We start from the raw sequence: 23,846 nt of genomic DNA on the forward strand, positions 1-23,846 counted from the left end.
CCCTGTTACCGCCGTGAAAGGGCGGTGTCCTAGGCCTCTAGACGAAGGGGACTGAATTCTTTCTTCGAAACTAAATATTCGAATTTTCAGTCCGAAGTTTAAAAAACTTCAGCCTATATCAAACCACAGCTTAGTGTGACTTGGTGGAGCCAGGCGGGATCGAACCGCCGACCTCCTGCATGCCATGCAGGCGCTCTCCCAGCTGAGCTATGGCCCCATCATGGTACCAGTCATTTTGTGTGACTGTTCCGTGACAGCGGGGCGCATTCTAGGCATCCCCCCCCGTCATGTCAACGGTTTTTTTATGAATTTTCTCTGTTTGCTATAAAAGTAAGCGCTTTGTCGATTCTCTCGCCAATTTTCTGTTTTGAGATAAGATTCAACGTGATATCTAAAGACGGAGAATTGCCTCCCCCGGTCACAGCTACACGCAGCGGCATACCTACTTTGCCCATGCCCACTTCTAATTCTTCCGCAGTACTATTGATGGCGGCCTGAATATTTTCTGGGTTCCACTCTTCTATTGCCATTAATTTATCTTTAGCAAGCTCTAACGGACCTCTAGCAACTGGACGAAGGTGCTTTTTCGCCGCGTTCGCTTCAAAATCTTCATAGTCTTGATAAAAGTACGTAGAAATCTCTGCCAGCTCTTTGAGTGTTTTTACTCTGTCGGCTTGAATAGCAATCACAGACTCAAGAGCAGGACCTGCCGTTAAATCAACATTTAACTCATCAAAATGCCATTTAGCATATGAAGCAACTTCACTCGCTGGCAATGTCTTAATGTAGTGTTGATTTAACCAGATTAACTTTTCTGTATTAAATGCAGATGCAGATTGACCGATGGCGTCTAGGCTAAATTTCTCAATCATTTCATCAACTGAGAAAATTTCTTGGTCGCCGTGAGACCACCCTAACCTAACCAAATAGTTAAGCACAGCTTGAGGTAAAAAGCCGTCATCGCGATATTGCATTACGCTTACCGCACCGTGACGCTTTGACAATTTTTTACCGTCGTCACCTAATATCATAGAGACATGGGCATATTCAGGGACAGGCGCACCTAGCGCTTCAAGGATATTTATTTGACGGGGCGTATTATTGATATGGTCTTCACCACGAACTACATGGGTAATTCCCATATCCCAATCGTCAACAACAACGCAGAAATTATAAGTAGGCGTACCGTCAGAGCGCTGGATGATAAGGTCATCGAGTTCTGTATTACTAATTTCAATTTTTCCACGCACGTGGTCATTAATAACCACTTTGCCTTCTAGAGGGTTTTTAAAGCGGATAACAAAAGGCTGACCTTCAGGATGATCAGTTCTGTCTCTCCACGTACCTGGATAACGAGGTTTCTCACCGCGTTCTTTTTGTGCTTCACGAATGGCGTCTAATTCTTCAGAACTCATAAAGCATTTATATGCCTTACCTTCATCTAGTAGTTTTTGAATTAGCTCTTTGTATCTATCGAAACGCTCTGTTTGATAGATAGGGCCAGTATCCCAAGTTAGACCTAACCATTGCATGCCATCTAATATTGCCTGCTTAGCTTCTTCTGTGGAACGTTCAATATCTGTATCTTCGATACGAAGAACAAATTCACCGCCCTTGCCTTTAGCAAGCAGCCAAGAATAAAGCGCAGTACGTGCGCCACCAACGTGAAGATAGCCTGTTGGGCTGGGTGCAAATCGTGTAACAACCGACATGGTCACTCTCTATTGTTAATGTATTTCTAAAGTTAAGCGCATTCTACCAGTGTCCGTGCTACTTCAAAAGTAAGTTAAGAACAGAAGAAAAAAGAAAGTCTAAGAAAGAATTGGGAATAGATAAAAATTGGACAGACACTTATCGTTGCAGGCCCCTTTCGCTTCGATGCTCATCCACAATTGTGGACACACATTTGTCCTCCTAGGGAGCATTTCTGTATGGTCGTTTGTTCTATTGTTGATGAGGTCACTAATGGAACGGATTTAAGGAACGTAATGGACAGACATTCATTATTTTTAAGTGTCTGTCCATTTTGCTTTTAAGATAAATTGTCTATGTTGAAACAAATAAGTGTCTGTCCATTTTTTCTATATCACTTCTGCTTTTTTCATCACATACTTTTTAAACGCTCACACTCTTCAAAACGTTGTTCTTTTCATCAATTTAATGAAGCTGCAGCCATAGTGACTAAATTTCAGGCACACAGTCATTTTTCTTTAATTTTATTGTTGACACTAACGGAACCGACTCTATAATACCGCCCCACTTGCTTAGGCAAGGTTTGGAAAATATGGACGCTTAGCTCAGTTGGGAGAGCATCGCCCTTACAAGGCGAGGGTCACTGGTTCAAGCCCAGTAGCGTCCACCACTTCCTCACGGTGGATAAACAGTGAAACTAAAAATACGGACGCTTAGCTCAGTTGGGAGAGCATCGCCCTTACAAGGCGAGGGTCACTGGTTCAAGCCCAGTAGCGTCCACCACTTTCTCACAGTGGATAAACAGTGAAACCAAAAATACGGACGCTTAGCTCAGTTGGGAGAGCATCGCCCTTACAAGGCGAGGGTCACTGGTTCAAGCCCAGTAGCGTCCACCATCTCTCCTCGTTCAATAACTACTATTTTGATAGTCCCTTATAAATGACAGGTGTATTGCCTGAAGCATTTTGCTGTCCGTTAGATGACAAAATTTCACAGATAAAACCCTCTGCCGTCTTCGCTAACATCCCTTTAGTTTTTAGCGACCCGTTCGGAAAAGTCTAGGTTTCAACTCTTATACAGTAAACGTCATTGCTGTATCAGTAACCAACGTTTATCGCAGCATCCATTAACAGCTCATGTTGAAACAGGTATACACCTCCGACTCCGACAACCTTCGAATTTGTTGTTACTACGAAAACCCGAGTTATGCGATAGTTTTCATAAAGCGCTATACTTGGACAACCGATACCGTGGTAAGGTAATTAAACTCCTGCTTCCGAGGCTACCACCCTATGAAACTACAGCTAGCTAAAAACGCCAAGTTATTGATTGCGGAGGATCAGGTGCTGGCCAAAAGCCACATTCACTATGCGCTTGAGCAATTGGGTTTTAGGAACATGGATTATGTAGATAGACCTTCTCACGCTTTATCTGCAATACAAGAACATGATTACGACGCCATTATTTGTTCATATAATTTACGCTCTGAGCAGGGTGGATATTTTTTGTTAGAGCAGTTGAATGCAGCACATACCCTCCCCCTTACAAGCGCGTTCATTTTCACAAGTGCTGATACCTCAACAGAAGTTGTACACGCTATTATTGAACTGCAGCCGGATGAGTTTATCGCAAAGCCTTTCTCAGTAAATGAGCTAGACAGAAGGCTTACGCGGGTGTTATCCAGAAAAAAGGCACTGAAAAACGTCTATGCGTTTATGGATAAAAAAGATTACGAAAAAGCTATAGCTGAGGTAGAGTTCTTCTTGTTACAGCCTGAAAATGCTGACCACTTTCCACTTGCAATGAAAATAAAAGGAGATTTGTTTCTTCTCACTCAACAATACCAAACAGCTATCGCCTTCTTTGAGTCGATTATAAATGTTCAAGATTTTAACTGGGCTAAAATGGGGATAGCTAAAAGCCTTATTGCACTGAATGAATTCGATGATGCAGAAAGAGAGATTATTCAACTCGCTACCCGTCCAGACTCTACATTAGAAGCCTATGATCTCCTCGCTACCCTTCAAATCAAACTTGAAGCTTTCGATGATGCGTTAGAATGCACCTCATTAGCGTGCGCCATGTCGCCACGCAACATTGAGCGGTATCAACGAGCAATCAACTTAGCGCGAATTACCCATGACTACGAAAGCCAATTCAATAGCGCTAAAAAAGTGGTGCGTTATGCACGTGGCTCGATTCACGATAAGCCCGAGATTTATTTAAGTGCTGCCCGCGCCGGCGTTGATTTCGCGATGACGTCAGAGCCAGAACATGTAAACAATATTGTTAAGCAGACCAATGAGTACTTGCGTCAATTAAAAAAAGCGCACCCTAGAGCAACGTTCAATGACGAACTGGCAGTAATAGACGCAAGGCTACATTATTTAAAAGATGACTCGGCTAAGGCTCAATCGCTGCTTTCAGACTTTCACGTAGATTACGACCAACACCATTCTACTGAAGCTTTGCTAGACAGAGCGAAAGCGCTGCATGAAGTGGGGATGAAAAAAGAATCACTCGCCATATTAGATGCCATCTCATCTAGAGGGGAAGACGTTTCAGATGACACGAACCTAATGCGCGCTTATCTAAAACAGGAAAAGGCAGAAAAAGAGGCGATTACGCTGAGCCCCAAAACGCTCAACAACACGGCGGTAGCCCAATACAAACGGGGCAATTTAGCACAGTCGTATACGACTTTTTCTCAGGCATTTCGAGTGATGCCGAAGAACCCGTCAATTGCATTGAATTATCTCCAATCGATTGTACGCGCAAGGACATCAAAGACGGCCATGCCCCTTAACACTATGGCTGAAATTAGAAAATGCAGAGAAACGCTAGAGTCAGCCCAGTTATCAGCGGAGCAACAATCCCGCTATGACAATGTTAAAACGATTTTAAATGGCGAATAGCCGCGTTTATAGCGCACCCCGCCACAATACCTGAGGAAAAAAGCGCTAGCTTTTATAAACCACAACGGTTTCGTGGAAAAGTTTGTCTTTATATTCTTGTTCGTGACTAAATGTCATGCCCAACTTTTTCATAATATTTATTGATGCTGAATTTTGCGGGTTTGCGATTGCTGAGAATTGTTCTACACCAATATCATAGAGTGCTTCTTTTATGGTGCTCGCCGCCTCCGTTGCATATCCCTTTCCCCACGCGTGGCGTTTAAAGCGCCACCCTAACTCCATATTATCGCTTTCTGGGTATTGGGTGAAAAAGCCAAAGGGGCGGACAAGTATCCAACCTATACTTTCCCGCTCTTCTAACGTCTCTACCCGCCATAACCCCCACCCTAGGGCAGGGTTGGAATAGGCTTGAAATCGGGGAACGAAGATATTAATTATCTCATCTTTCGTCGACTTTCTGCCGCCGTTAATAAACTTCATGACTAGCTCATCCTGATCGAGCTCCCACAAAAAATCGGCATCTTTTTCGGTGATGTAATGATAGGAAAGACGCGCACTGTCCTTGATATGCATAAACTTCCTTTATACTTATTATTTTACTTATACTTAGAAAAGTGAATATAGCTTACTTTTGCAACAAACCAAATAAATAAAATCCAATATATTACAGATGTTTAAGCGTGATTGAGGCGCAGACTTTACCCGCCTAGCATTGCAAGGTGCTTAGTTGCCCCTGTTTTTCCTTCGTGAAGATAATGTGTCTCGTGCTTTTGTCCGAGCACATTTTTCAGAAAGGCGATAACCTCGTCCACATCGCCTTTAGTCAGAAGCTGTCTCATATCAATTCCGTTTTCGCTGAATAAGCAAAGATGCAGCTTACCTGGCGCGGAAATACGAAGACGATTGCATGTTTTACAGAAGTCCTTGCTATAAGGCATGATCAGGCCAATTTTTCCGGCATATTCGGGATGGTAGAACTCTTGAGCGGGGCCTGCATCTTTCCTGCGTAACAGAGGCTGCCACCCCATTTCTAACAAGGTACTTTTAAGCGGTGAGCCGCTTTGATGCTGCTTGTTAAAGAAAGAATGTAAATCTCCCGTCTCCATAAGTTCTATGAAGCGAAGCGTAACAGGCATATCTTTAAGCCACGCTAAGAAACGATGAAGTCGACTGTCAGAAAAGTCATTGAGCAACACGGAATTTACCTTTACATCAAGACCAGCATCGAGCGCCGCATCCAGACCACGGAGCACGGCTTTAAGCTTATCTTGACCAGTAATAGCTGCAAATTGGCGAGGGTCGAGGCTATCTATGCTTACGTTGACTTGGTCAAGCCCAGCGTCTTTCCACTGATGCGCAAATTTTTCCATTCGTGCGCCGTGGGTGGTCATTGCCACCCGCTCAATTCCAGGCGTATTGCTGGTTAGACGTAAAATATCGAGAAAATCTCGTCGTAATGTTGGCTCTCCCCCAGTTAAGCGCACTTTAGATGTGCCTAGTCTGGCGAAAGCCTTAAGCAAGGTGTCTATCTCATTAAGCGTCATGAATTGATCACTAGAAGGTCCTTCATATCCATCAGGCAAACAATACTGACAACGGAAGTTGCACGCTTCGGTCACTGACAAACGTAAATAGTGAAACTGTCTACCGAAACTATCTTCTAACAAACTAACTCCTTAACGTGGGCGCGTTCTCCGCGAAAATGTTTGAAAATTGCCGTTTAAATCGACAATCAAAAGGCGATCTAGCAAGGTTACTAAATTAAACAGGCTGTTAGTGTACGCGCCACATAACTAAAATTAAACACATTCATCGCTATAAATAAGACCGTTTTAATCTCTAGCTTATCTCAAAACGTACATCAAAGAGCAAAATTCACTATACTAGAGCGTGCTACTCTTCATTGGTTTACAAAGACTAGTGCCTTGGCTCTTTTAAAACCTTATCCATCTGGCTATTAATGTTGCAAACACTCAGTTAACTACTTTGAATTTAACAATTAAGCACACTATCAAATGAGAAAAAACCGTTTTCCTACTAATCACGATGAACCTGTTAAATGGCACGTTCTTTCGCAACTTTGGCCTTATTTACTTGAGTTTAAACAACGGGTTTTTCTGGCGCTGCTTTGCTTGGTTGCTGCTAAAATTGCCAGCATCGGCCTTCCCTATGTGCTGAAGTATACGGTAGACAGTTTAAATGGCGATTTAACAACGTTGGCCCTTGCTGTTCCTATTAGCCTTATTGCTGCGTACGGAACCTTGAGATTATTAAACGTTTTACTAGGCGAAATACGGGATACATTATTCGGCCGTGTTACAGAACGTGCTATGCGCCGACTTGGCTTGAAGGTATTTAGGCACTTGCATAATCTCGATTTAGGTTTTCATTTGAATCGACGAACAGGTGGCCTGTCCCGTGACATTGAGCGCGGAACAAATGGCGTCAGCTTTCTCATGCGCTTTATGGTGTTTAACATTGTCCCAACGCTACTAGAAATCGCGTTGGTAGTCGGCTTGTTATTATTTCAATTTGGCGTTTCATTTGCTCTTATCATTGTTTGCAGTGTTATCGCTTATATTGGCTTTTCAATGAAAGCAACGGACTGGCGCACTCGTTTTGTTACTCAAATGAATGAAGCTGACTCAACCACTAACTCACGCGCCGTAGACAGCCTGCTAAATTTTGAAACCGTAAAATACTTTAATAACGAATCTTTTGAAGCCAATCGCTACGACACGGATTTAGCTGCATGGGAAAAGGCGCGAAGAAAAAATCGCTTATCTTTGTTCGCGCTAAATGGCGGACAGGCAGCCATTATTGCTATTGCCATGACCGCAATGATGGGAAACGCCGCCCTCGGCGTAATGAATGGCGAAATGACCATCGGTGACTTCGTACTTATCAACGCATTTACCATGCAAATATTCATGCCTCTGAACTTCTTAGGTTTTGTCTATAGAGAAATTCGAGGGAGCCTTGCCAACATAGATAAATTGTTTGAACTTCTTTCCCAAACACCCTCCATTAAGGATGCGGATAACGCTACGGAATTAACCTGCGCGAATCCAGCCATCGCATTTAATAACGTGCATTTCTCCTATAGCGAAAATCGTCAAATATTAAAGGGCCTGAGTTTTGATGTACCGCCAGGTGCTAAGGTTGCCGTTGTCGGTGAAAGCGGTGCAGGTAAATCGACGCTTATGAAACTACTCTTCCGCTTTTATGAGCCAAATAAAGGGGAAATTACCATCGACGGGAAAGACATTTCATTGCTCACTCAACAAAGCTTGCGTGCTCATATTGGTATTGTGCCGCAGGACACAGTGCTTTTTAACACCACTTTGCTTGAAAATATTCGCTATGGTAACCCCGATGCGTCTGATGAAGAAATACAACAAGTATTGAAGTTGGCTCACCTAGAGGCGTTTGTCGCAAGCCTTCCTGATAAACTAGAAACCACTGTGGGCGAACGCGGCCTCAAACTTTCTGGCGGTGAAAAACAACGGGTTTCTATAGCCCGCGCGTTGTTAAAAGGTGCTCCTATCATGATATTTGATGAAGCCACCAGTTCATTAGACAGCACGTCTGAGCGTGCTATATTGTCAGCCCTACGCGACGCGGCAAAAGGCCACACGAGTTTAGTGATAGCCCACCGACTCTCTACCATTGTGGATGCAGATAAAATATTGGTACTAAAAAACGGGACGATTGTAGAGGAAGGGACACACACTTCTTTACTTGAACACCAAGGAGAGTACGCCACATTATGGCAAGCTCAGCAGCGCGACAGTGAAGAAGATATTCAGGAAATCGCTGAAAAGCATGTCGAAACTCACCTCAACAACGTCATTGACGGAGATAAGGGATAGATGGACCCAACACTTATCAAATCGGCTATCAATCAGGTTATGCCTTTTGGAAAATATGCCGGAAGACGTTTATTTCATTTACCCGAGCCTTATTTGGTATGGTTTCACAAACAAGGTTTTCCCGAAAACAAGCTGGGTGAACAGCTTGCCTTAATGTATGAAATAAAGTTGAACGGATTGGAATCAGTTGTAGAGCCTCTGCTAGAAGATGACTAAATGTCAGCTGGAAAACAAAGAAACATCGCCCTCATGATTGTGAAACGCGTAAATTGAAGCGAAAAGACTATTTATGTTAGCAAGACCCAGAAAACAACGTCGAAGTGATGTAAACGAACGCATCAAAAAAATTCACAGTGCAATAGCCGACAAACTAATATCTCACCCTGCGCTTTTTGCGCAAGCCGAACAAACCCTAGAAGCGCGTTATCAAAACAAAATGATGCGTTACGGCAGTTACTTAATGTGGAAAGGCATTATTGAAGCTCGCGATGAACCCGCCGTATTTAAAGCGCTTTTATTGGCTGACGATGAGCGTACAGCCAACTTAAGAAGAGAAACCATCTTTACCGGAATTTTGAGTGAAGAAGAACGAGCGGCCATTTTTACAGATTAACCAATGGCTAGCTTAGCTTCTGGGTATTTAATGCGGCTTATTCGAGGGCTGGCAATAAAATAAGCCAATGTTAAAGGCCCCAATCTACCTGCATACATCAGTAAGATAATAATCCACTCACCGCTGTTTGACAGCTCGCCAGTTAGTCCTCTGGAAAGACCCACAGTCCCTAGAGCGGAAACCGCTTCAAAAACAATATCCAAAAAATCAGCTTTTTCTGACATTAACAGAAGAAATATAGCTATCCATGTAATGCCAATAGAAATCATTGTAAGTGCCAGCGCTTTGCTAATAGTGTCATTTGAAATCGTTCTACCAAAGAGTCGTGGCGCAGCTCCCCGCTGAATATAGTTGTATGCGGCAATGATCAAAACGATGAAAGTCATCAGTTTTATACCGCTTGCAGTACTCATAGAGCCCCCGCCGATAAACATAAGCAACAACATTAATGCTGTAGTTGGATCTTCTAACGACGCTATATCCAGCGTATTAAAGCCAGCAGTTCTTGGAGTAACAGCTTGAAACCATGATGCCCATAGTGCGCTTTGGGTATCGAGGTTTGCCAAGGTTGCAGGATTACCACTTTCAATAACAAAGATAAGCAAAAAGGCGGTTACATTGACAATTAGCGTACCCAATATCATTGTCTTGGCATACACAGAGATGCGTTGCCATCTGCGCTTTTTATGAAGCTCTATCCAAACGGAAAACCCGAGACCACCAATAATAAATAATGCAGAAATAGTAATGTTGATAACCGGGTCTCCCACATAGGCGGAAAGGCTATCCCCACTTAATGCAAACCCTGCGTTGTTGAACGCAGAGATGGTGTAAAAAAACGCGTGAAATAACGCTTCACTTACTCCTTTTTCCTGCATCCAGTAGGCCGACAGAATACAAAAACCCACTAACTCAACGAAGAAGGCAAAAATCAGTACCGACTTTGCTGTAGACACAAGCGTTGATAAATCTGTTTGATTAAACGCCTCCTTCACTGCCGATTGCTGCAAGAAACTTATTTTACTTCCTAAGGCAATGAGCGTGACGATGGCAAACGTCATCAACCCTAAGCCCCCCAGCTGAATTAAAACCGCAATCACCGCCTGTCCGGCAGTTGTAAAAACAGATCCGGTATCGACTACCACAAGACCCGTAACCGTCACCGCCGATGTGGAGGTAAATAGGCTTTGGATCCACGAAATGGGCTCATGAGTCATCATTGGTAATTTTAGGATAACCGTGCCTAAAAAAATTACCGCTATAAAGCTTAGAGAAAGAATAAGGGGTGGCCCTACCTGAATTTTGTTGATACCTCTAGGCGAACGCTCAATAGGTCTATAGCCAGGATCCCATCTGTTCATTGTGCTAACCTTGGCGCTATTTTGACTAGGCTCTCTCGATGGCCGCAGAGGATAACGGTATCCTTTGAAGTAATCTCGAAGTCTAATGATGGGTTGCGAAACAGTTGATGACCTCGCTTGACTAACAAACAAGATACCTGCCCCTTGCCGATGGACAACACATCTTTAAGTGGCTGCGATGAAAAGTGGTCAGATAAAATAACATCAACGATATAAATGCCATGCCCAATGCCCAAGTAGTCATTTACCATTGGGTAGTTGAGCGCTTGCGCCACTCTCGCTCCCATTTCTTCTTCAGGATGAATAATTTTCGACACACCCAGCTTCGATAGAATAGCGTGGTGAGCAGAGCTATTAGCTTTTACCCAAATATTGGCTACGCCCAAGTTTTTTAACGCCAATGTACACAGTAAGCTAGCTTGCATGTCCTCGCCGATAGCAACAAGCACGGCTTCGCTCTGACACAAGTTTAATTCCTTAAGTGCACGCTCATCACTGGCATCACACACGACGCACTGCGTAAATTCGCCTGCATACTGTTCAACCAGCTTTTCACTTTGGTCAATTCCCGTAACGGTGTGCCCCATATGAATTAACTCTAGACTGGCCGTTAAGCCAAACTTGCCAAGCCCAATTACACTATAATGCGACATTAATTAGCCTCCGGTTTGTCAACCGCTATTCGGTAGCCTTGTTTAGGCATTGTCTCTATTAAATCTTTCTCGAACGGATCTATCTTCTTTCTTAGCTGCCTTACAAGAATCCGGATGTAGTGGGTATCTTCACTGTGATGCAGACCCCATATTCTTCTCAACAATTCTTTTTGGCTAATAAATGCCCCAGGATGTTTTGTAAGCTCATCAAGAAGCTGAACTTCTTTTGGGGCGAGCACTATACTCTCGCCTTCAATGCGAAGACGCCGCTCGGTAATATCCAACTCAATCTTGCCAATCTTGCGTGTGGGCATTGTAGGCTCAACCACAGGATTGAAGTCTCTCAGTAGGACTTTTACACGGATTACAAGTTCTCTGATCCCAAATGGCTTGCTAACGTAATCATTTGCCCCCCGAGACAACAGGTCAACTTTGTCTATTTCTTGGTCTCTTGCAGACAGAACAAGAATTGGTAGGCGACTGGTTTCTCTGATGCGTTTAAGCACTTCACTGCCCTCGCCATCAGGCAAACCTAAATCTAAAATGACGAGGTCAGGGTGATACTGACTAAACGTTGACAAAGCTTCTCGAACCGAAGTGGCATCAATACACTGGTAACCTTCTGCACCTAACGCAATGCTCAGCATCTGACGAATATTTGCATCATCTTCAACAATTAAAATGGTGTGGCTCATTACGCTAATTCCTTTTTGGAATTGAAATACTGACGAGAAGGCCTGGTGTGGTATTCGACAGCTTGATAGCACCACCATGGGCGTGAACTATGCCTGCTGCTACGCTTAGCCCTAAGCCAATGCCGCCTTTTCCGCTATCGCTGCGGCGACTGGTTTGAAAAAGCTGTATTGGCGCTTGTAGCTGTTCATCGCTGATGCCTTCGCCTTTATCAGCTATTTCAAACTCAAACTCTCCATCAGAGTGGCTAACCACCAGCAATACACTGTCATCGCTGAATTTAAGGGCATTATCAATTACGTTAAATAAGGCTTGTTGAAACAGCGATTCAGACACAGTAATTGCAAGGCTGTTACAGTTGTTGGTCAATTTTAGCCGACGACTATCAATTCGACTTTCAAGGGCAGCTAAAAATGTGTCTAGATTTACATGGGTTAGATTTAACGTTAACGCGTTATGCTCAATTCGCGTAGCTTGAAGCAGGTTCTCAACATACACATAAAGACGTTTACCTTCATCGTGAACCCCTTTCAACAGTGCCTGTCTCTCAACGTCATCAAGTTTGTCTTGATAGGTCATATAGGTTTCAACAGAACCGATAATGGTAGAGAGCGGCGTACGCAAATCGTGTGACACAGATCGCAGGACACTAGATTGTGTTTTAACAACCTGTAGTGCATGTTGCTGAGAGTTTACATAAACAGCTAGCTCGCTGATAAGAATGGCTACAATGAAAAATACGACGAAGTTAATGCTGTCTTCAACTTCTGCTATTTGAAACGAGTATAGAGGCGCGGTGAAAAAATAATTAAAGCTCAGAGCACCGGCGAGCCCTGCAAGCAAGCCGTAAAACCTAGAGGTCGTTAACGCCACAATGGCACACGCAAGCTGTAGAATAAGTAGAATGCCGCCAAGCGGCAAGAACCAATTACTAAGTGCTAAACATCCTAAAATGGCCGTAGCCATAATAAAAAGCGTATAGAAACCGTGTTTAAATGGGGTCATAGGTCAATCGTGTTTACTTCAACACCATGAGCATATCAACCTAATCCCAAATATACGCGTAAAATTTAGGTAAAAAAAACGGCATCTCAATGATGCCGTTTCTTCAACTTGCCAATGCGATGTTGGTCACTTTAAGCATTACGCAAATGATCAGCCACCAAGAATGCCATTTCAAGCACTTGGTCTGCATTTAAGCGCGGATCGCACTGTGTTTTGTAGGCTTGCGCTAAGTCTTCATCGCTAATTTTATAAGCACCGCCAGTACACTCAGTCACGTGCTGGCCGGTCATTTCAAGGTGAATACCACCAGCGTGAGTTCCTTCTGCTTCGTGGGCTTGGAAGAACTGCTTAATTTCTTTTAAAATCGCATCGAAGTTACGGGTTTTATAGCCGCTAGAGGCCGAGAACGTGTTGCCATGCATGGGGTCAGAGCTCCACACTACGTGTCTGCCCTCAGCTTTCACTTTACGCAATAAGCGCGGCAAGTTGTCAGCTAAATTATCGGCGCCCATACGCGTAATAAGCGTTAAACGACCCGGATCGTTTAGCGGGTTAAGCGCATCAATTAAACGAATAAGCTCGTCTTCCTGCATACTTGGCCCCACTTTCACACCAATTGGGTTGTGAATGCCTCGAAAAAACTCAACGTGAGCATGGTCAAGTTGACGGGTACGCTCGCCAATCCACACCATGTGAGCAGAACAATCGTAAGGCTTGCCGGTAAGCGTGTCTATACGCGTTAACGCCTGCTCGTAGTTCAACAGTAGGGCTTCGTGCGACGTAAACAACGAGGTCTCGTGCAGCGTAGAACTAGTTTGGGCGTTAATGCCAATAACATCCATAAACTCAAGGGTGTCTTGAATACGGTTGGCCATATCAGAATAACGCTCTTTAAGCGGGTTGTTTTCAACGAACGCCATGTTCCAGCGGTTAACTTCATGAAGGTCGGCCAAACCACCTTGCGCGAATGCGCGAAGTAAATTCAGTGTTGACGCACTGCGATGGTACGCTTCCAACAAACGATCAGGATCTGGTCGGCGCGCCGCTTCGGTAAATTCGAAGTTATTGATAATATCGCCGCGATAGCTCGGCAAGGTCACCCCATCGCGGGTTTCGAAATCCGACGAACGAGGCTTAGCATATTGACCTGCCATACGGGCAACCTTGGTTACCGGGCAACGACCAGCAAAAGTAAGCACAATTGCCATTTGAAGAATAACTTTGAACGTATCGCGAATTTTAGGTGCGTTAAACTCATCAAACGATTCCGCGCAGTCACCACCTTGTAAAAGAAAGCCTTTCCCCAGGCTGACTTCACCTAACTGACGTCTAAGTTCGCGGGCTTCAGCAGCGAATACCAGCGGAGGATAAGAACTCAGTGTTTGCTCTACTTCTTTTAAACGTACTTTGTCGTCGTACTCTGGTTGCTGAAGAATAGGTTTATTTCTCCAACTGTCTACTTGCCAATTACTCAACGGTGTTCTCCTGATAAAAATTACGTAGGGCAAACGTTTAAGTGAAAATATTTACTGAAGCTAGACGCTCCGAATAATAAGACTGTAACGCGCTTCACAATTTGTCTGTAGCGCTTTTTTCTAATCAGTCTAATGTGAAAATATGAATCTGAAAAAATACTGGGGCACTTTACCACATTTATTCTAGGGAAATAGGTGCGCAAACTTGAATTTCTAGAAAGTTATCGTGCTTGCTTATAGCAAAATGGCATTCAAACACATTTTCAAGGTTGGTTTGCGTTGCTACCTCGTGCGGTCTGCCCGACGCCACCATGCCGCCTTTTTGCATGAGCCATAAACTGTCGCAATAGTTAGCGCTCAGGGCAATATCGTGAGACGTCATAAGTATGGTATTCCCGTTTTTACAAAGGAACTTCACTAAACTCGCTAAGGCATATTGATGCCTTATATCAAGCCCTTGTAATGGCTCGTCTAAAAGCGCGATACCTTCGCCGTGTTCTAGCTGAGGCCAAATTTGCAGTAGCGCTCGACAGATTTCTACTCGCTGACGTTCGCCGCCAGACAGCTGAGTGAGAATTTTATTTGAGAAGTCAGAGACTTCTAGCGCTTTTTCTAAAACAGCAGGTATAAGCACCCTTCGCTGGGCGGACGAATAAAAGCTTAAGTATTCCTTTACCGACAAGTGAAACCCACTTTCGCTTTGCTGAGCTAACAGGGTACGCACACTCGCAAGCGTTGCCAGCGACCAATCGTTCATTGGTTTACCTTGCAACATGACGATGCCTTTATCAGCTTCAATAAGGCCCGCAAGGGTAAGCAACAGCGTTGATTTTCCAGCCCCGTTTGGTCCTATTATATGAATGCATTCGCCTTTTTTCGCACTAATCCCCTCAACCCAAAGCCGTGATGCGACGTTTACATCCTGTAGGCTTAAAACAATATGATCATCCGCTTGGTTGTGGCTATCTGCTGCGCTCTGGCTATCTGCTACGTTATCTTTGCCGCTAACGTTTTGCGTCGGGTTAGTACTGATGGTGTCTTGCTCACTAGCATTTATTCGTTCATTGCTGCAAGAATCAGGGCGTTGCTGGGTACTAAAACTCTTTGTCGTCATTTGATTAACCCACCACTACCCTTTTATTTGACCTTTAGCTAATGCCCAAATAAGTAACGGGCCACCTAGCGTTGCCGTAACCATGGAAACTGGAAGCGTGATAGCACGGGTAAGTTCAGAACTTAACGCGACCAGAATTAACAAACTCGCACCGCTTATCGCACTTAGCGGCAACAAATAGCGGTTATTGTGCCCTATAATCAAGCGTAAAATGTGTGGAACTAACAAACCTACAAACGCGATAGAACCAGCCATAGACACCGCAGTACCTACAGCGATAGCACAAACGATGAGCGCTCGCTCGGTAAGCTTTTCCACATCCACACCACTACTTTTTGCTGCAAGCTCACCCGCGTACAGCTTGTTTAAATCACCCGCGAGATAGAGCTGATACGCAACAGCAATAGCAATTAAAGGGCCTCCCACCGACAAAATTAACCAGTTAGTTTGATACAAACTCCCCATTAACCAGAAGGTAAGATTGCGAAGGGCATTGGCGTCGCTAAACATGTAGAGCCAAGCGATGACGGCGCCGCTCAGTGTAGAAATTGCAATGCCGGCTAGAATGACGGCAGTAGAAGAGCCCAGCAACTTTCTAGCTATGCGGTAAATAATAAAAGTGGATAGCAGCGCACCAACAAAGCACCCCAAGGGCAGCAAATAATGAAGGTATGCTGATGCCCATTGTGGCGTTAAAAGCAAAAAGAGCGCAGCCACCAAACTGGCCCCGCTTGTTATACCTATAATTCCTGGGTCTGCTAGCGGATTTCGCAGCACCATTTGCAATGTTGCGCCGCTTACGGAAAGCGCAGCGCCAACCAAGCACGCTGTTAGCATCAGAGGCAGTTGTAATTCAACGGTAATATGCTGCTTTAAACCTGAAGGCGCATCAGTACACCACGTCGCCCCTAGAATTCCCGCAACACCTAGGAACAGCGCGAGACCTACAGAAATGATTACAACATTGACGACGTTGCGCCTTATCAACGTAATTTCCGCCTTACGATATTTGGGTTTGGGTTTGGGTTTGTTTAATATGAGCGATTAAGCCGTCTGACGCTTCTTCAATGAGATCCAATACGAGTTCAAAACCACGTTTCCCTCCATAATATGGGTCTGGGACTTCTTTATCTTCAACGTCAGCAAAGTCTAAAAATAGCTTAATTTTATTATGATGCTGGCCTGGGGACATACCGTGAAGGTTGGCGAGGTTGCTGTTATCCATCGCTAAAATATAGTCGAAGCGCTCAAAATCATTTTCATCAACACGACGACACTTTAGTCCTTTAAAACTATAACCGCGCTCTACACCGGCAGCCTGAGAACGCTTATCCGCGGGCTTTCCAATGTGGTAACCATGTGTACCGGCTGAATCAATATCAATATCCAAACCCGCTTCAGCAGCTTTCTTTTTAAAAACGGCTTCAGCTGTGGGAGAACGACATATATTTCCCAAGCACACGAATAACACCGATGTAGATTGTTTCATTCATTGTCCTATTTCAATGCAGTGACGGAGCGCGACTAAACTTTATAGTTCGTTTCACGTATGATACGCCGTCTGAAAAATTGTGGAGTTAGTATGACCGCACATGTACTTATGCTTAGTAGCTCTCGCCAAGGTGACGAGGCCTACCTAGAACACGCTAGAGCGCTTATTTTTGCACACTTAGGCGACGTACGCGACCTTCTATTTGTTCCTTATGCTGCTGTAACTCAGTCTTACGACGAATATGTAAGCGCTGTGGCCAATGCCCTCCCTGAGTGCAATGTGGTCGGATTGCACACCGTCGATGATCCCGTTACTGCTATCAATCATGCGAAGAAGAACGGGCAAGCCATTGTGGTAGGTGGCGGTAATACCTTTCATCTGCTTTCGACGCTTTATGCTAATGCGCTTATTGTGCCAATAAAGCACGCCATTGCCGATTGTACGCCGTATATTGGCTGGAGCGCTGGCTCAAATATTTGTGGGCAATCAATTAGGACCACCAACGATATGCCTATTATTGAGCCACCGAGCTTTGATGCGTTAGATATAGTGCCGTTTCAATTGAACCCGCACTATACCGACTACCAGCCACCCGGTCATAATGGCGAAACACGCGACCAGCGATTAGCCGAATTCACAGCGCTAAACCCAACGACACCCGTGGTTGCCATTCGCGAAGGTACGGCGCTTCGCCTAACTGAGAATCAACTTAAATTAGTTGGCGAAAAAGATGGTTTTATCTTTTTAGGTGAAGAAAAAACGCAAATTGATTCAGGTGATGATTTAACGTATTTGCTCGATAGCGGCGAATAACGCCTTTTCATTGGGTTCAGATTGATAGGGAATTTCCGCCAGCAGCGGTTCGGGTAACATGGCTTTAAGAGAATAAAGATTTTCTTGGTATCGCGTCATGTTACCTGTAACGTCGTTTGCTACCCACCCTCTAATAGTAAGCCCATCAGCGCGAATAGCTTCTGCGGTGAGGAGAGCGTGATTCAAACAGCCCAGGCGCATACCCACTACTAAAATCACGTCCATTTTAAGCGATTTCACCACATCAGAAAGATAATACGTGGGCGTATATTCATCGCCCACTGTTAGTGGTAAACGCCAACCGCCAGCGCCTTCCATTAGCAATAGGTCTGGCTGATAGGTTCTCAGCAAATCAAGCCCTTGCACAATTTTTTCGAAGGTTAACGTTACGTCCTCTTCAAGGGCTGCGATATGTGGCGCAATCGCTGGTTTGAGCGCAATTGGGTTTATTTGACACAAAGGAAGTGTCTGTCCACTTTTTATGTTCAGAGAAAGTGTCTGTCCACTTTCTATGTTTTCACTGTCTGCCATTGAGCCTTCAACATCATTGGTGGCTTTGCGAACGCGTATTTTGGAGCTCGCTTTTTGAATATTCAACGCATCCTCATTTACCCACTCGCCGTTTATCAACTCGCATCCGGCTGCGATAGGTTTATAACCAATGGCACAGAGGGATGCGCGTTGCGCGGCGTTTAATAGTTGGCAGGTGACATAGGTTTTCCCTACCTCTGTGTCGGTTCCGGTAACAAAATACTGCTTCATCGTTTTTCCAACCTAAAATGACTCACACGATAAGTAAGCGGTAACTTACTTTCTACACCACGCGCATTACAGTAAGCCATGGCTAGTTTTTTGATATCTCGGCGATTAAGCGGGGGTTGCTTTCGCCCTGTTGCCCCTGCACCCACGCCTTTCACTGAGCGCAGCAGAGACATAATGTCGTTATGGGTATCTACATAGTCTTTGGTGATGACCCGTTGCAACGAGAGTCCCGATTGCTTGAAGCTGTCAGCCCACTGAGCTGCTGTTGGCATTGCAGTATCCGCTTGCGCAAGCTGCGCCACTTTACGCGCGGTTTTAAGCTCATCAAATGAGCCAGCCACCATAATAGCAAGCTCAGCTACACCGCCTTTTTTAAGCACTCTCGCTATTTGTTTGGCTGCAAGGCCTGCATCACTAACCCACTGAAGCGCCATCGACGAAAACACCGTTGAAAATGTGTTCTCCGAAAAAGGTAAGTCAAGCGCACTCCCCTGCATAAAAATGGGGTCAGAGTACTTTTTTCGGGCAAACGCTAGCATGCCCTCGGCAATGTCCACGCCGGTTGCACTTGCCCCTCTACTACAAAGCGCCTGCGTGTGGACTCCCGTTCCACAGCCAATATCAAGGGCCTGGCCCTGCAAACAATTAGGTAAATTAATCAGTGCCTGCTCGGCGATAACACGCTGAATGGATGCGATGCTGTTGTATTGCTTTGCGGCTTTAGAAAAGCGATGGGCGATATCTTTCTCGTTAATCACAGGAACGGTATCGACGGATTGCGCTGCTAGGGAGCCCTTCGCTGCTGCTCCCTCATCAGCAGCCATGTAGGCCTCGGCTTTGATAGAGTCTTCTGCCACCAGAGAGCCTTCAGTATATAAAGAGCCTATTGTGTTGGCCGCCACTTCAGCCCCGGAAAAGCCGTCAGCTGGAAAATCCCTCTTAATGGCAAGAGACCCACTAGATGTATCATGGGACATTTTACCGTCGAAAGTACGTAGCGGTCTTGCCGGTATAACTGGTTTCCGCGCGGAGCTTGATGACATCTCTAAATCTCGTTCTTGCTAGTGCCATCTGGTACGCCAATTTCGGCGCTCTCAGAGCTTTCTATTGAACTTCCAGTTTCTTCCAAGCGATTCAACGATAGTTCTAAAGCATCAATCAGCACATCAATGTCTTGGGCGGTATGATTTGCAGTTAAGGTTACACGAAGCCTGTCTTGATTTTTCGGTACTGTAGGTTGCCTTATTGCCGTTACCCAAATACCGCGTTGTTTCAACCCTTCACTAAGCGCCAACGCGCGGTCTGGGCTACCCAAAATGATAGGCTGAATTGCACTTTGCGACTGACCTAATGTAATTTGGCTTTTTTCTCCACGTTTTTTATCCACGTCAAGTGTCTGTCCATTTTGGCGCTTTTTTTCAGTACAGCCGGTTGATTGACTTCTTTCTTGGTGACTTTGAAGTGTCTGTCCAAAACGTTTGTGAAACGATTCTCTGAAATAGGCGATATTGCTATTGAGGATTTCGCGACGCCCTTTATCGCTAGCAATATGAGTGAGTGAGTACAAGGTTGCGACTGCTTGTGCCGGCGGCATAGCGGTGGAATACACATAGTGTTTTGAGAAGTTCACAAGATAATCAATCAGCGTTTGGCTTCCCGCGATAAACGCACCAGCCGTGCCCACGGCTTTACCAAACGTCCCCATAACAATAGGCACCTGTTGCTGGCTTAAGTTTAACGCTTCGACTGTGCCAAAACCGTTGTCACCCAGCACACCCATGCCGTGTGCATCGTCTAACATAAACCATGCGTCATATTTAGCGGCAAGCTCTGCAATAGTTTTGCTGGGCGCAACATCACCATCCATACTAAACACACCTTCACTGGCAATAAGAATATCGCGCTGGTTTGCCCGATAACCAGTATTAGCAGCATTGGCTGTGTCAATACGGTCTACTCTCTTATCACAGGCGCTGTTTATCACGCTTTCTAAATGGGCACGGTCGTTATGCTTAAAGCGACGAAGCCTAGCGCTTTCAGAAACACACTGCGCCCCTTCTAAAAACGACGCATGCATTAGCTTATCAGCAATAATATAACCCGCTCTCGCGCCTTCATTAGAATGAGAAATGTGAGGAAAAAGTGCCATGCACAAGGCCTGATTGGCGGCAAAACCAGAATTAAACAAAAGCGCAGCTTCCCGATTTAAACCATCAGCAATATACGCTTCAAGCGCCAAGTGTGCCTGAGTATGCCCAGTAACCAATGGCGATGCACCGCTGCCACCACCAAATTGCGCCAGTCCCTCAACCCAACTTTGCAATACGCCTTCGTGCTGGCGCATGCCTAGGTAGTCGTTGCTTGAAAAATTAAGATAGTGCTCACCGTTAATACAAATAATACTGTCTTTTTCGTATTGCTGGCAGTGGCGCTGGCGCAGCAAGCCTTGATGGGCTCGCAAGCTCAAAGAATCTTCTAACCAATTAAAGGCCATTACGCCTCCGTAGCATGCTGTTTTCTTGCCGCTACCTTAGGCTTGGTCGCATCAATAAACAAGTCATTGCCGTTGCTAGCTTGCTCTTGTTGCTGAATAATTTCTTCTTCTAGCACCTGTTGGTGTGCTTCATCCGAGAAGTCTCGCGTGCGCTCAGTGTTAATACCAAGCTTCTTGAACAGCATGACATCTTCATGAGTATCTGGGTTTGAAGTAGTTAAGAGCTTGCAGCCGTAGAAAATGGAATTTGCCCCTGCCATAAAACAAAGTGCCTGCATCTGTTCGTTCATGGCTTCACGGCCTGCCGACAAACGCACGTGTGACTTTGGCATCATGATACGAGCTACTGCAATAGTGCGAATAAACTCAAAATAATCCAGGTCTTCTACGCTATCAAGTGGCGTACCTTTTACTTTCACCAGCATGTTAATTGGCACGCTTTGAGGCTGTTCGGGAAGATTGGCGAGTTGCACCAGCATACTAGCGCGATCACTCACGGTTTCGCCCATACCGACAATGCCTCCAGAGCAAACGTTCATGCCTGCAGCACGCACGTTCTCAAGGGTATTCAAGCGATCTTGATAGGTACGCGTAGTAATGATGTCGCCGTAGTATTCAGGAGAGGTATCAAGGTTGTGATTGTAGTAATCCAGGCCCGCTTGTTTTAGCGCAACCGCTTGGTCACGGGTTAACATACCCAGCGTCATACAGGTTTCTAGCCCCAGACTTTTGACCTCTTCAACCATTTTCAAAATATAAGGCATATCTCTGTCGCGGGGGTTTCGCCAAGCAGCGCCCATACAAAAGCGCGTTGACCCCACTTGCTTTGCTTCTTTTGCTCGCTGAATGACCTTTTCAATTTCAAGCAAACGCTCTTTTTCAAGGCCAGTGTCATAACGGGCGCTTTGAGGGCAGTATTTGCAGTCTTCAGGGCACGCCCCGGTTTTAATCGACAAAAGTGTGCTTACCTGCACTTCATTCGGATTAAAATGCTGTCTGTGCACAACCTGGGCATCAAACAATAGATCGTTAAATGGCATTGCAAACAAAGCTTCTACTTCAGCTTTGGTCCAATCGTTTCGAATAGTGGTTGTTTGCACGGTCGGTGCGTATGCCAGTGTCATTGACTGTCCTTTACTAATTATTATTGCTGGCTTAGTCTATGGCTCAATATCGAGTTGTCAACTCTGACCAATTCAAAAACTTTACTAGTGGTTACTTTGTGAGCAATATAGAATTTGATAAACAGCATATTTGGCACCCCTATACTTCCGCAGTTAATCCCCTTCCCTGTTATGAAGTGGTGGGCGCGAAGGGCGCGGAGCTAACGTTAGCCAGTTCAGAAATTCTGGTAGACGGCATGTCTAGCTGGTGGGCAGCGATTCACGGCTACAACCATCCCGTACTCAACGATGCCGCACACAAGCAAATCGAAGCCTTTTCTCACGTTATGTTTGGTGGCATTACTCATCAGCCGGCGGTTGATTTATGTAAATCTTTACTCAGCATGGTGCCTGCAGGTTTAGAGCGGGTATTTTTAGCAGACTCTGGCTCAGTGTCTGTTGAAGTAGCGATTAAAATGGCGATTCAGTACTGGGCATGTCAAGGAAGGCCAGAGAAATCACGTATTGTTGCACCTCGCAATGGCTACCACGGTGATACCTTTGCCGCCATGAGCGTTTGCGACCCGGTAAATGGTATGCATAGCTTATTTGAAGGCGTACTAAGCAAACAAATATTTGCACCTGCTCCCCAGACGCGCTTTGGACAAACTTTCAGTGAAGACGACATTCTTCCACTCGAAGAGATTTTCGAGAAGCATCACCACACCATGGCTGCCCTTATATTAGAACCCATTGTTCAAGGTGCAGGAGGCATGCGTATTTATCACCCAGAGTACTTGAAGCGCTGCCGCAAGCTCTGTGACACCTATGATGTGCTTTTGATTTGCGATGAGATTGCTACTGGCTTCGGTCGTACAGGTAAACTCTTTGCGTGTGAGCATGCGGGCATTTCACCCGACATAATGTGTTTAGGCAAAGCGATTACGGGCGGATATATGACGCTGGCGGCAACGTTATGTACAGAAGATGTGGCTTTAGGGGTTTGCCAAGGTGAGCCAGGGGTTTTCATGCACGGCCCAACTTACATGGGTAACCCGTTAGCTTGTGCCGTGGCAAACGCTAGTTTGTCGCTTATTAATGAAAATCATTGGCAGCATCAAATACCTGCTATTGAGAAACAATTACAAACCGAGTTGGCAAAATGTGCAGACTTACCCCGCGTTGCTGATGTTAGAGTGCTAGGTGCTATAGGAGTAGTTGAGACGGTAAATTCCGTCAATGTTGCCGAAATTCAACGCCACTTTGTGAAACAAGGGGTGTGGATACGACCCTTTGGGAGATTGGTATACATTATGCCTCCTTATATTATATCTCCAGACCAGCTAAGTAAGTTAACCCACGCCATCTATACAGCCTTAAAATAGCAAATCAGGATTTTAGGCTCTATAACGAGAGTGGTGATGGAGAGCGGCAATATCGGTGGCAGTAATGGTACTCGCCTTTGATGTTTATTGAGCGGGTTAGAATTAAAAACTATAGTGAGTATTCAATGGTAGTGCGTGTTCTCGATAAAGTAGTATTTGCAGTTTTATTCATTATTACGCTGCAGGTGCCTATTTTAGCCGAGCACTACCGGCAATATTTAAACGGCTACTATGATGCGCTGCGAGATGAAGTCTCCAGCTCTTCTGAACTTGCCAAGCAACATGGGTTTTCATCAGTAGAGGCGATGCTGGACAGCCTACAAAAAAACAGCGAACCTGTAGTCAGAGAATGACGTGCTCCAATAGATTCACACAGCCAGTTAAGGGATAATTATCTCAACTGG

General features: G+C 45.1%; 22 protein-coding genes and 4 tRNA genes. 10 read left to right on the top strand and 16 right to left on the bottom strand.

Annotated elements, in window-relative coordinates; translation table 11 throughout:
• Positions 1–141 precede the first annotated feature (141 nt).
• Positions 142–217 (bottom strand) — tRNA-Ala (locus JC525_RS11230).
• Between the two features lie 85 nt (positions 218–302).
• A complete protein-coding gene (gene gltX, locus JC525_RS11235; RefSeq protein ID WP_198815933.1) occupies positions 303–1,712 on the bottom strand; it encodes a glutamate--tRNA ligase in 1,410 nt (469 codons plus the stop codon).
• 574 nt (positions 1,713–2,286) lie between these two features.
• Here gltX and JC525_RS11240 point away from each other — a divergent pair.
• The 4 genes from JC525_RS11240 to JC525_RS11255 all read left to right on the top strand — a co-directional run bounded on the left by JC525_RS11240 (position 2,287) and on the right by JC525_RS11255 (position 4,607).
• Positions 2,287–2,362: transfer RNA gene (locus JC525_RS11240), tRNA-Val, on the top strand.
• A gap of 37 nt (positions 2,363–2,399) precedes the next feature.
• Positions 2,400–2,475, top strand: a tRNA-Val gene (locus JC525_RS11245).
• Positions 2,476–2,512: 37 nt separating this feature from the next.
• A tRNA-Val gene (locus JC525_RS11250) sits at positions 2,513–2,588 on the top strand.
• Positions 2,589–2,984: 396 nt separating this feature from the next.
• Positions 2,985–4,607: a response regulator gene (locus tag JC525_RS11255; protein WP_198815934.1), complete on the top strand. Its 1,623-nt coding sequence runs from the start codon at positions 2,985–2,987 to the stop codon at positions 4,605–4,607.
• Between the two features lie 45 nt (positions 4,608–4,652).
• Here the strand turns inward: JC525_RS11255 and JC525_RS11260 are convergent, their stop codons facing one another.
• The gene (locus JC525_RS11260; protein ID WP_198815935.1) at positions 4,653–5,180 is read right to left on the bottom strand and encodes a GNAT family N-acetyltransferase; all 528 of its coding nucleotides are present in this window, start codon (positions 5,178–5,180) and stop codon (positions 4,653–4,655) included.
• Positions 5,181–5,305: 125 nt separating this feature from the next.
• Positions 5,306–6,274, bottom strand: coding sequence for a GTP 3',8-cyclase MoaA (gene moaA / locus JC525_RS11265; protein WP_198815936.1), 969 nt, complete (start codon positions 6,272–6,274; stop codon positions 5,306–5,308).
• A gap of 348 nt (positions 6,275–6,622) precedes the next feature.
• Between moaA and JC525_RS11270 the strand changes: the two genes are divergently transcribed.
• The 3 genes from JC525_RS11270 to JC525_RS11280 all read left to right on the top strand — a co-directional run bounded on the left by JC525_RS11270 (position 6,623) and on the right by JC525_RS11280 (position 9,092).
• The gene (locus JC525_RS11270; protein WP_198815937.1) at positions 6,623–8,479 is read left to right on the top strand and encodes an ABCB family ABC transporter ATP-binding protein/permease; all 1,857 of its coding nucleotides are present in this window, start codon (positions 6,623–6,625) and stop codon (positions 8,477–8,479) included.
• Positions 8,480–8,695: a DUF3820 family protein gene (locus JC525_RS11275; protein ID WP_198815938.1), complete on the top strand. Its 216-nt coding sequence runs from the start codon at positions 8,480–8,482 to the stop codon at positions 8,693–8,695.
• Between the two features lie 73 nt (positions 8,696–8,768).
• Entirely contained in the window at positions 8,769–9,092 is a 324-nt protein-coding gene (locus tag JC525_RS11280; protein WP_198815939.1) for a hypothetical protein, read from the top strand.
• Here JC525_RS11280 and JC525_RS11285 read toward each other — a convergent pair.
• The 8 genes from JC525_RS11285 to JC525_RS11320 form a co-directional block, all read right to left on the bottom strand.
• Positions 9,089–10,453: a TrkH family potassium uptake protein gene (locus JC525_RS11285; RefSeq protein WP_198815940.1), complete on the bottom strand. Its 1,365-nt coding sequence runs from the start codon at positions 10,451–10,453 to the stop codon at positions 9,089–9,091. The two genes, JC525_RS11280 and JC525_RS11285, sit on opposite strands and share 4 nt — an antisense overlap.
• Positions 10,450–11,106 carry a potassium channel family protein gene (locus JC525_RS11290; RefSeq protein ID WP_198815941.1) on the bottom strand — a complete coding sequence of 219 codons (657 nt, stop codon included), beginning with the start codon at positions 11,104–11,106 and terminating at the stop codon, positions 10,450–10,452. The genes JC525_RS11285 and JC525_RS11290 overlap by 4 nt, the downstream gene beginning before the upstream one ends.
• Complete coding sequence (locus JC525_RS11295) at positions 11,106–11,801, bottom strand: response regulator transcription factor (RefSeq protein ID WP_198815942.1); 696 nt, start codon at positions 11,799–11,801, stop codon at positions 11,106–11,108. The genes JC525_RS11290 and JC525_RS11295 overlap by 1 nt, the downstream gene beginning before the upstream one ends.
• A 4-nt stretch (positions 11,802–11,805) precedes the next feature.
• Positions 11,806–12,804 (bottom strand): sensor histidine kinase, encoded by a 999-nt coding sequence (locus JC525_RS11300; protein ID WP_198815943.1) that lies wholly within the window; start codon positions 12,802–12,804, stop codon positions 11,806–11,808.
• Positions 12,805–12,935: 131 nt separating this feature from the next.
• Entirely contained in the window at positions 12,936–14,279 is a 1,344-nt protein-coding gene (locus tag JC525_RS11305; RefSeq protein ID WP_105931942.1) for a class II 3-deoxy-7-phosphoheptulonate synthase, read from the bottom strand.
• Positions 14,280–14,457: 178 nt separating this feature from the next.
• On the bottom strand, positions 14,458–15,393 hold the full coding sequence (locus JC525_RS11310) for an ABC transporter ATP-binding protein (protein ID WP_198815944.1): 936 nt from the start codon (positions 15,391–15,393) through the stop codon (positions 14,458–14,460).
• 15 nt (positions 15,394–15,408) lie between these two features.
• Positions 15,409–16,380, bottom strand: a complete 972-nt coding sequence (locus tag JC525_RS11315) for an iron chelate uptake ABC transporter family permease subunit (protein WP_233095134.1) — start codon at positions 16,378–16,380, stop codon at positions 15,409–15,411.
• Between the two features lie 13 nt (positions 16,381–16,393).
• Entirely contained in the window at positions 16,394–16,882 is a 489-nt protein-coding gene (locus JC525_RS11320; protein WP_198815945.1) for a low molecular weight protein-tyrosine-phosphatase, read from the bottom strand.
• Between the two features lie 93 nt (positions 16,883–16,975).
• Here JC525_RS11320 and pepE point away from each other — a divergent pair, with 93 nt between their 5' ends.
• On the top strand, positions 16,976–17,698 hold the full coding sequence (gene pepE, locus JC525_RS11325; RefSeq protein WP_198815946.1) for a dipeptidase PepE: 723 nt from the start codon (positions 16,976–16,978) through the stop codon (positions 17,696–17,698).
• Here pepE and bioD read toward each other — a convergent pair.
• Genes bioD through bioB form a run of 4 tightly spaced genes read right to left on the bottom strand, consistent with a single transcriptional unit; the run spans position 17,669 to position 22,078 of the window.
• Positions 17,669–18,460, bottom strand: a complete 792-nt coding sequence (gene bioD, locus JC525_RS11330; RefSeq protein ID WP_198815947.1) for a dethiobiotin synthase — start codon at positions 18,458–18,460, stop codon at positions 17,669–17,671. The genes pepE and bioD overlap by 30 nt on opposite strands.
• A complete protein-coding gene (locus JC525_RS11335; protein ID WP_198815948.1) occupies positions 18,457–19,503 on the bottom strand; it encodes a methyltransferase domain-containing protein in 1,047 nt (348 codons plus the stop codon). The genes bioD and JC525_RS11335 overlap by 4 nt, the downstream gene beginning before the upstream one ends.
• 2 nt (positions 19,504–19,505) lie before the next feature.
• Positions 19,506–20,954: an aminotransferase class I/II-fold pyridoxal phosphate-dependent enzyme gene (locus tag JC525_RS11340; RefSeq protein WP_198815949.1), complete on the bottom strand. Its 1,449-nt coding sequence runs from the start codon at positions 20,952–20,954 to the stop codon at positions 19,506–19,508.
• Positions 20,954–22,078, bottom strand: a complete 1,125-nt coding sequence (gene bioB / locus JC525_RS11345) for a biotin synthase BioB (RefSeq protein WP_198815950.1) — start codon at positions 22,076–22,078, stop codon at positions 20,954–20,956. Before bioB ends, JC525_RS11340 begins: the two co-directional genes overlap by 1 nt.
• A gap of 98 nt (positions 22,079–22,176) precedes the next feature.
• On the opposite strand from bioB, the gene bioA reads away from it, so the two are divergent.
• Both bioA and JC525_RS11355 read left to right on the top strand, forming a co-directional pair.
• Positions 22,177–23,442: an adenosylmethionine--8-amino-7-oxononanoate transaminase gene (gene bioA, locus JC525_RS11350; RefSeq protein ID WP_442859551.1), complete on the top strand. Its 1,266-nt coding sequence runs from the start codon at positions 22,177–22,179 to the stop codon at positions 23,440–23,442.
• Positions 23,443–23,567: 125 nt separating this feature from the next.
• Positions 23,568–23,795, top strand: a complete 228-nt coding sequence (locus JC525_RS11355; protein ID WP_233095135.1) for a DUF2937 family protein — start codon at positions 23,568–23,570, stop codon at positions 23,793–23,795.
• The last annotated feature ends 51 nt before the right edge of the window (positions 23,796–23,846 follow it).

Origin of the sequence: Alteromonas sp. IB21 (genome assembly GCF_016405965.1) — a bacterium.
In the GTDB taxonomy this organism is placed as follows: domain Bacteria; phylum Pseudomonadota; class Gammaproteobacteria; order Enterobacterales; family Alteromonadaceae; genus Alteromonas.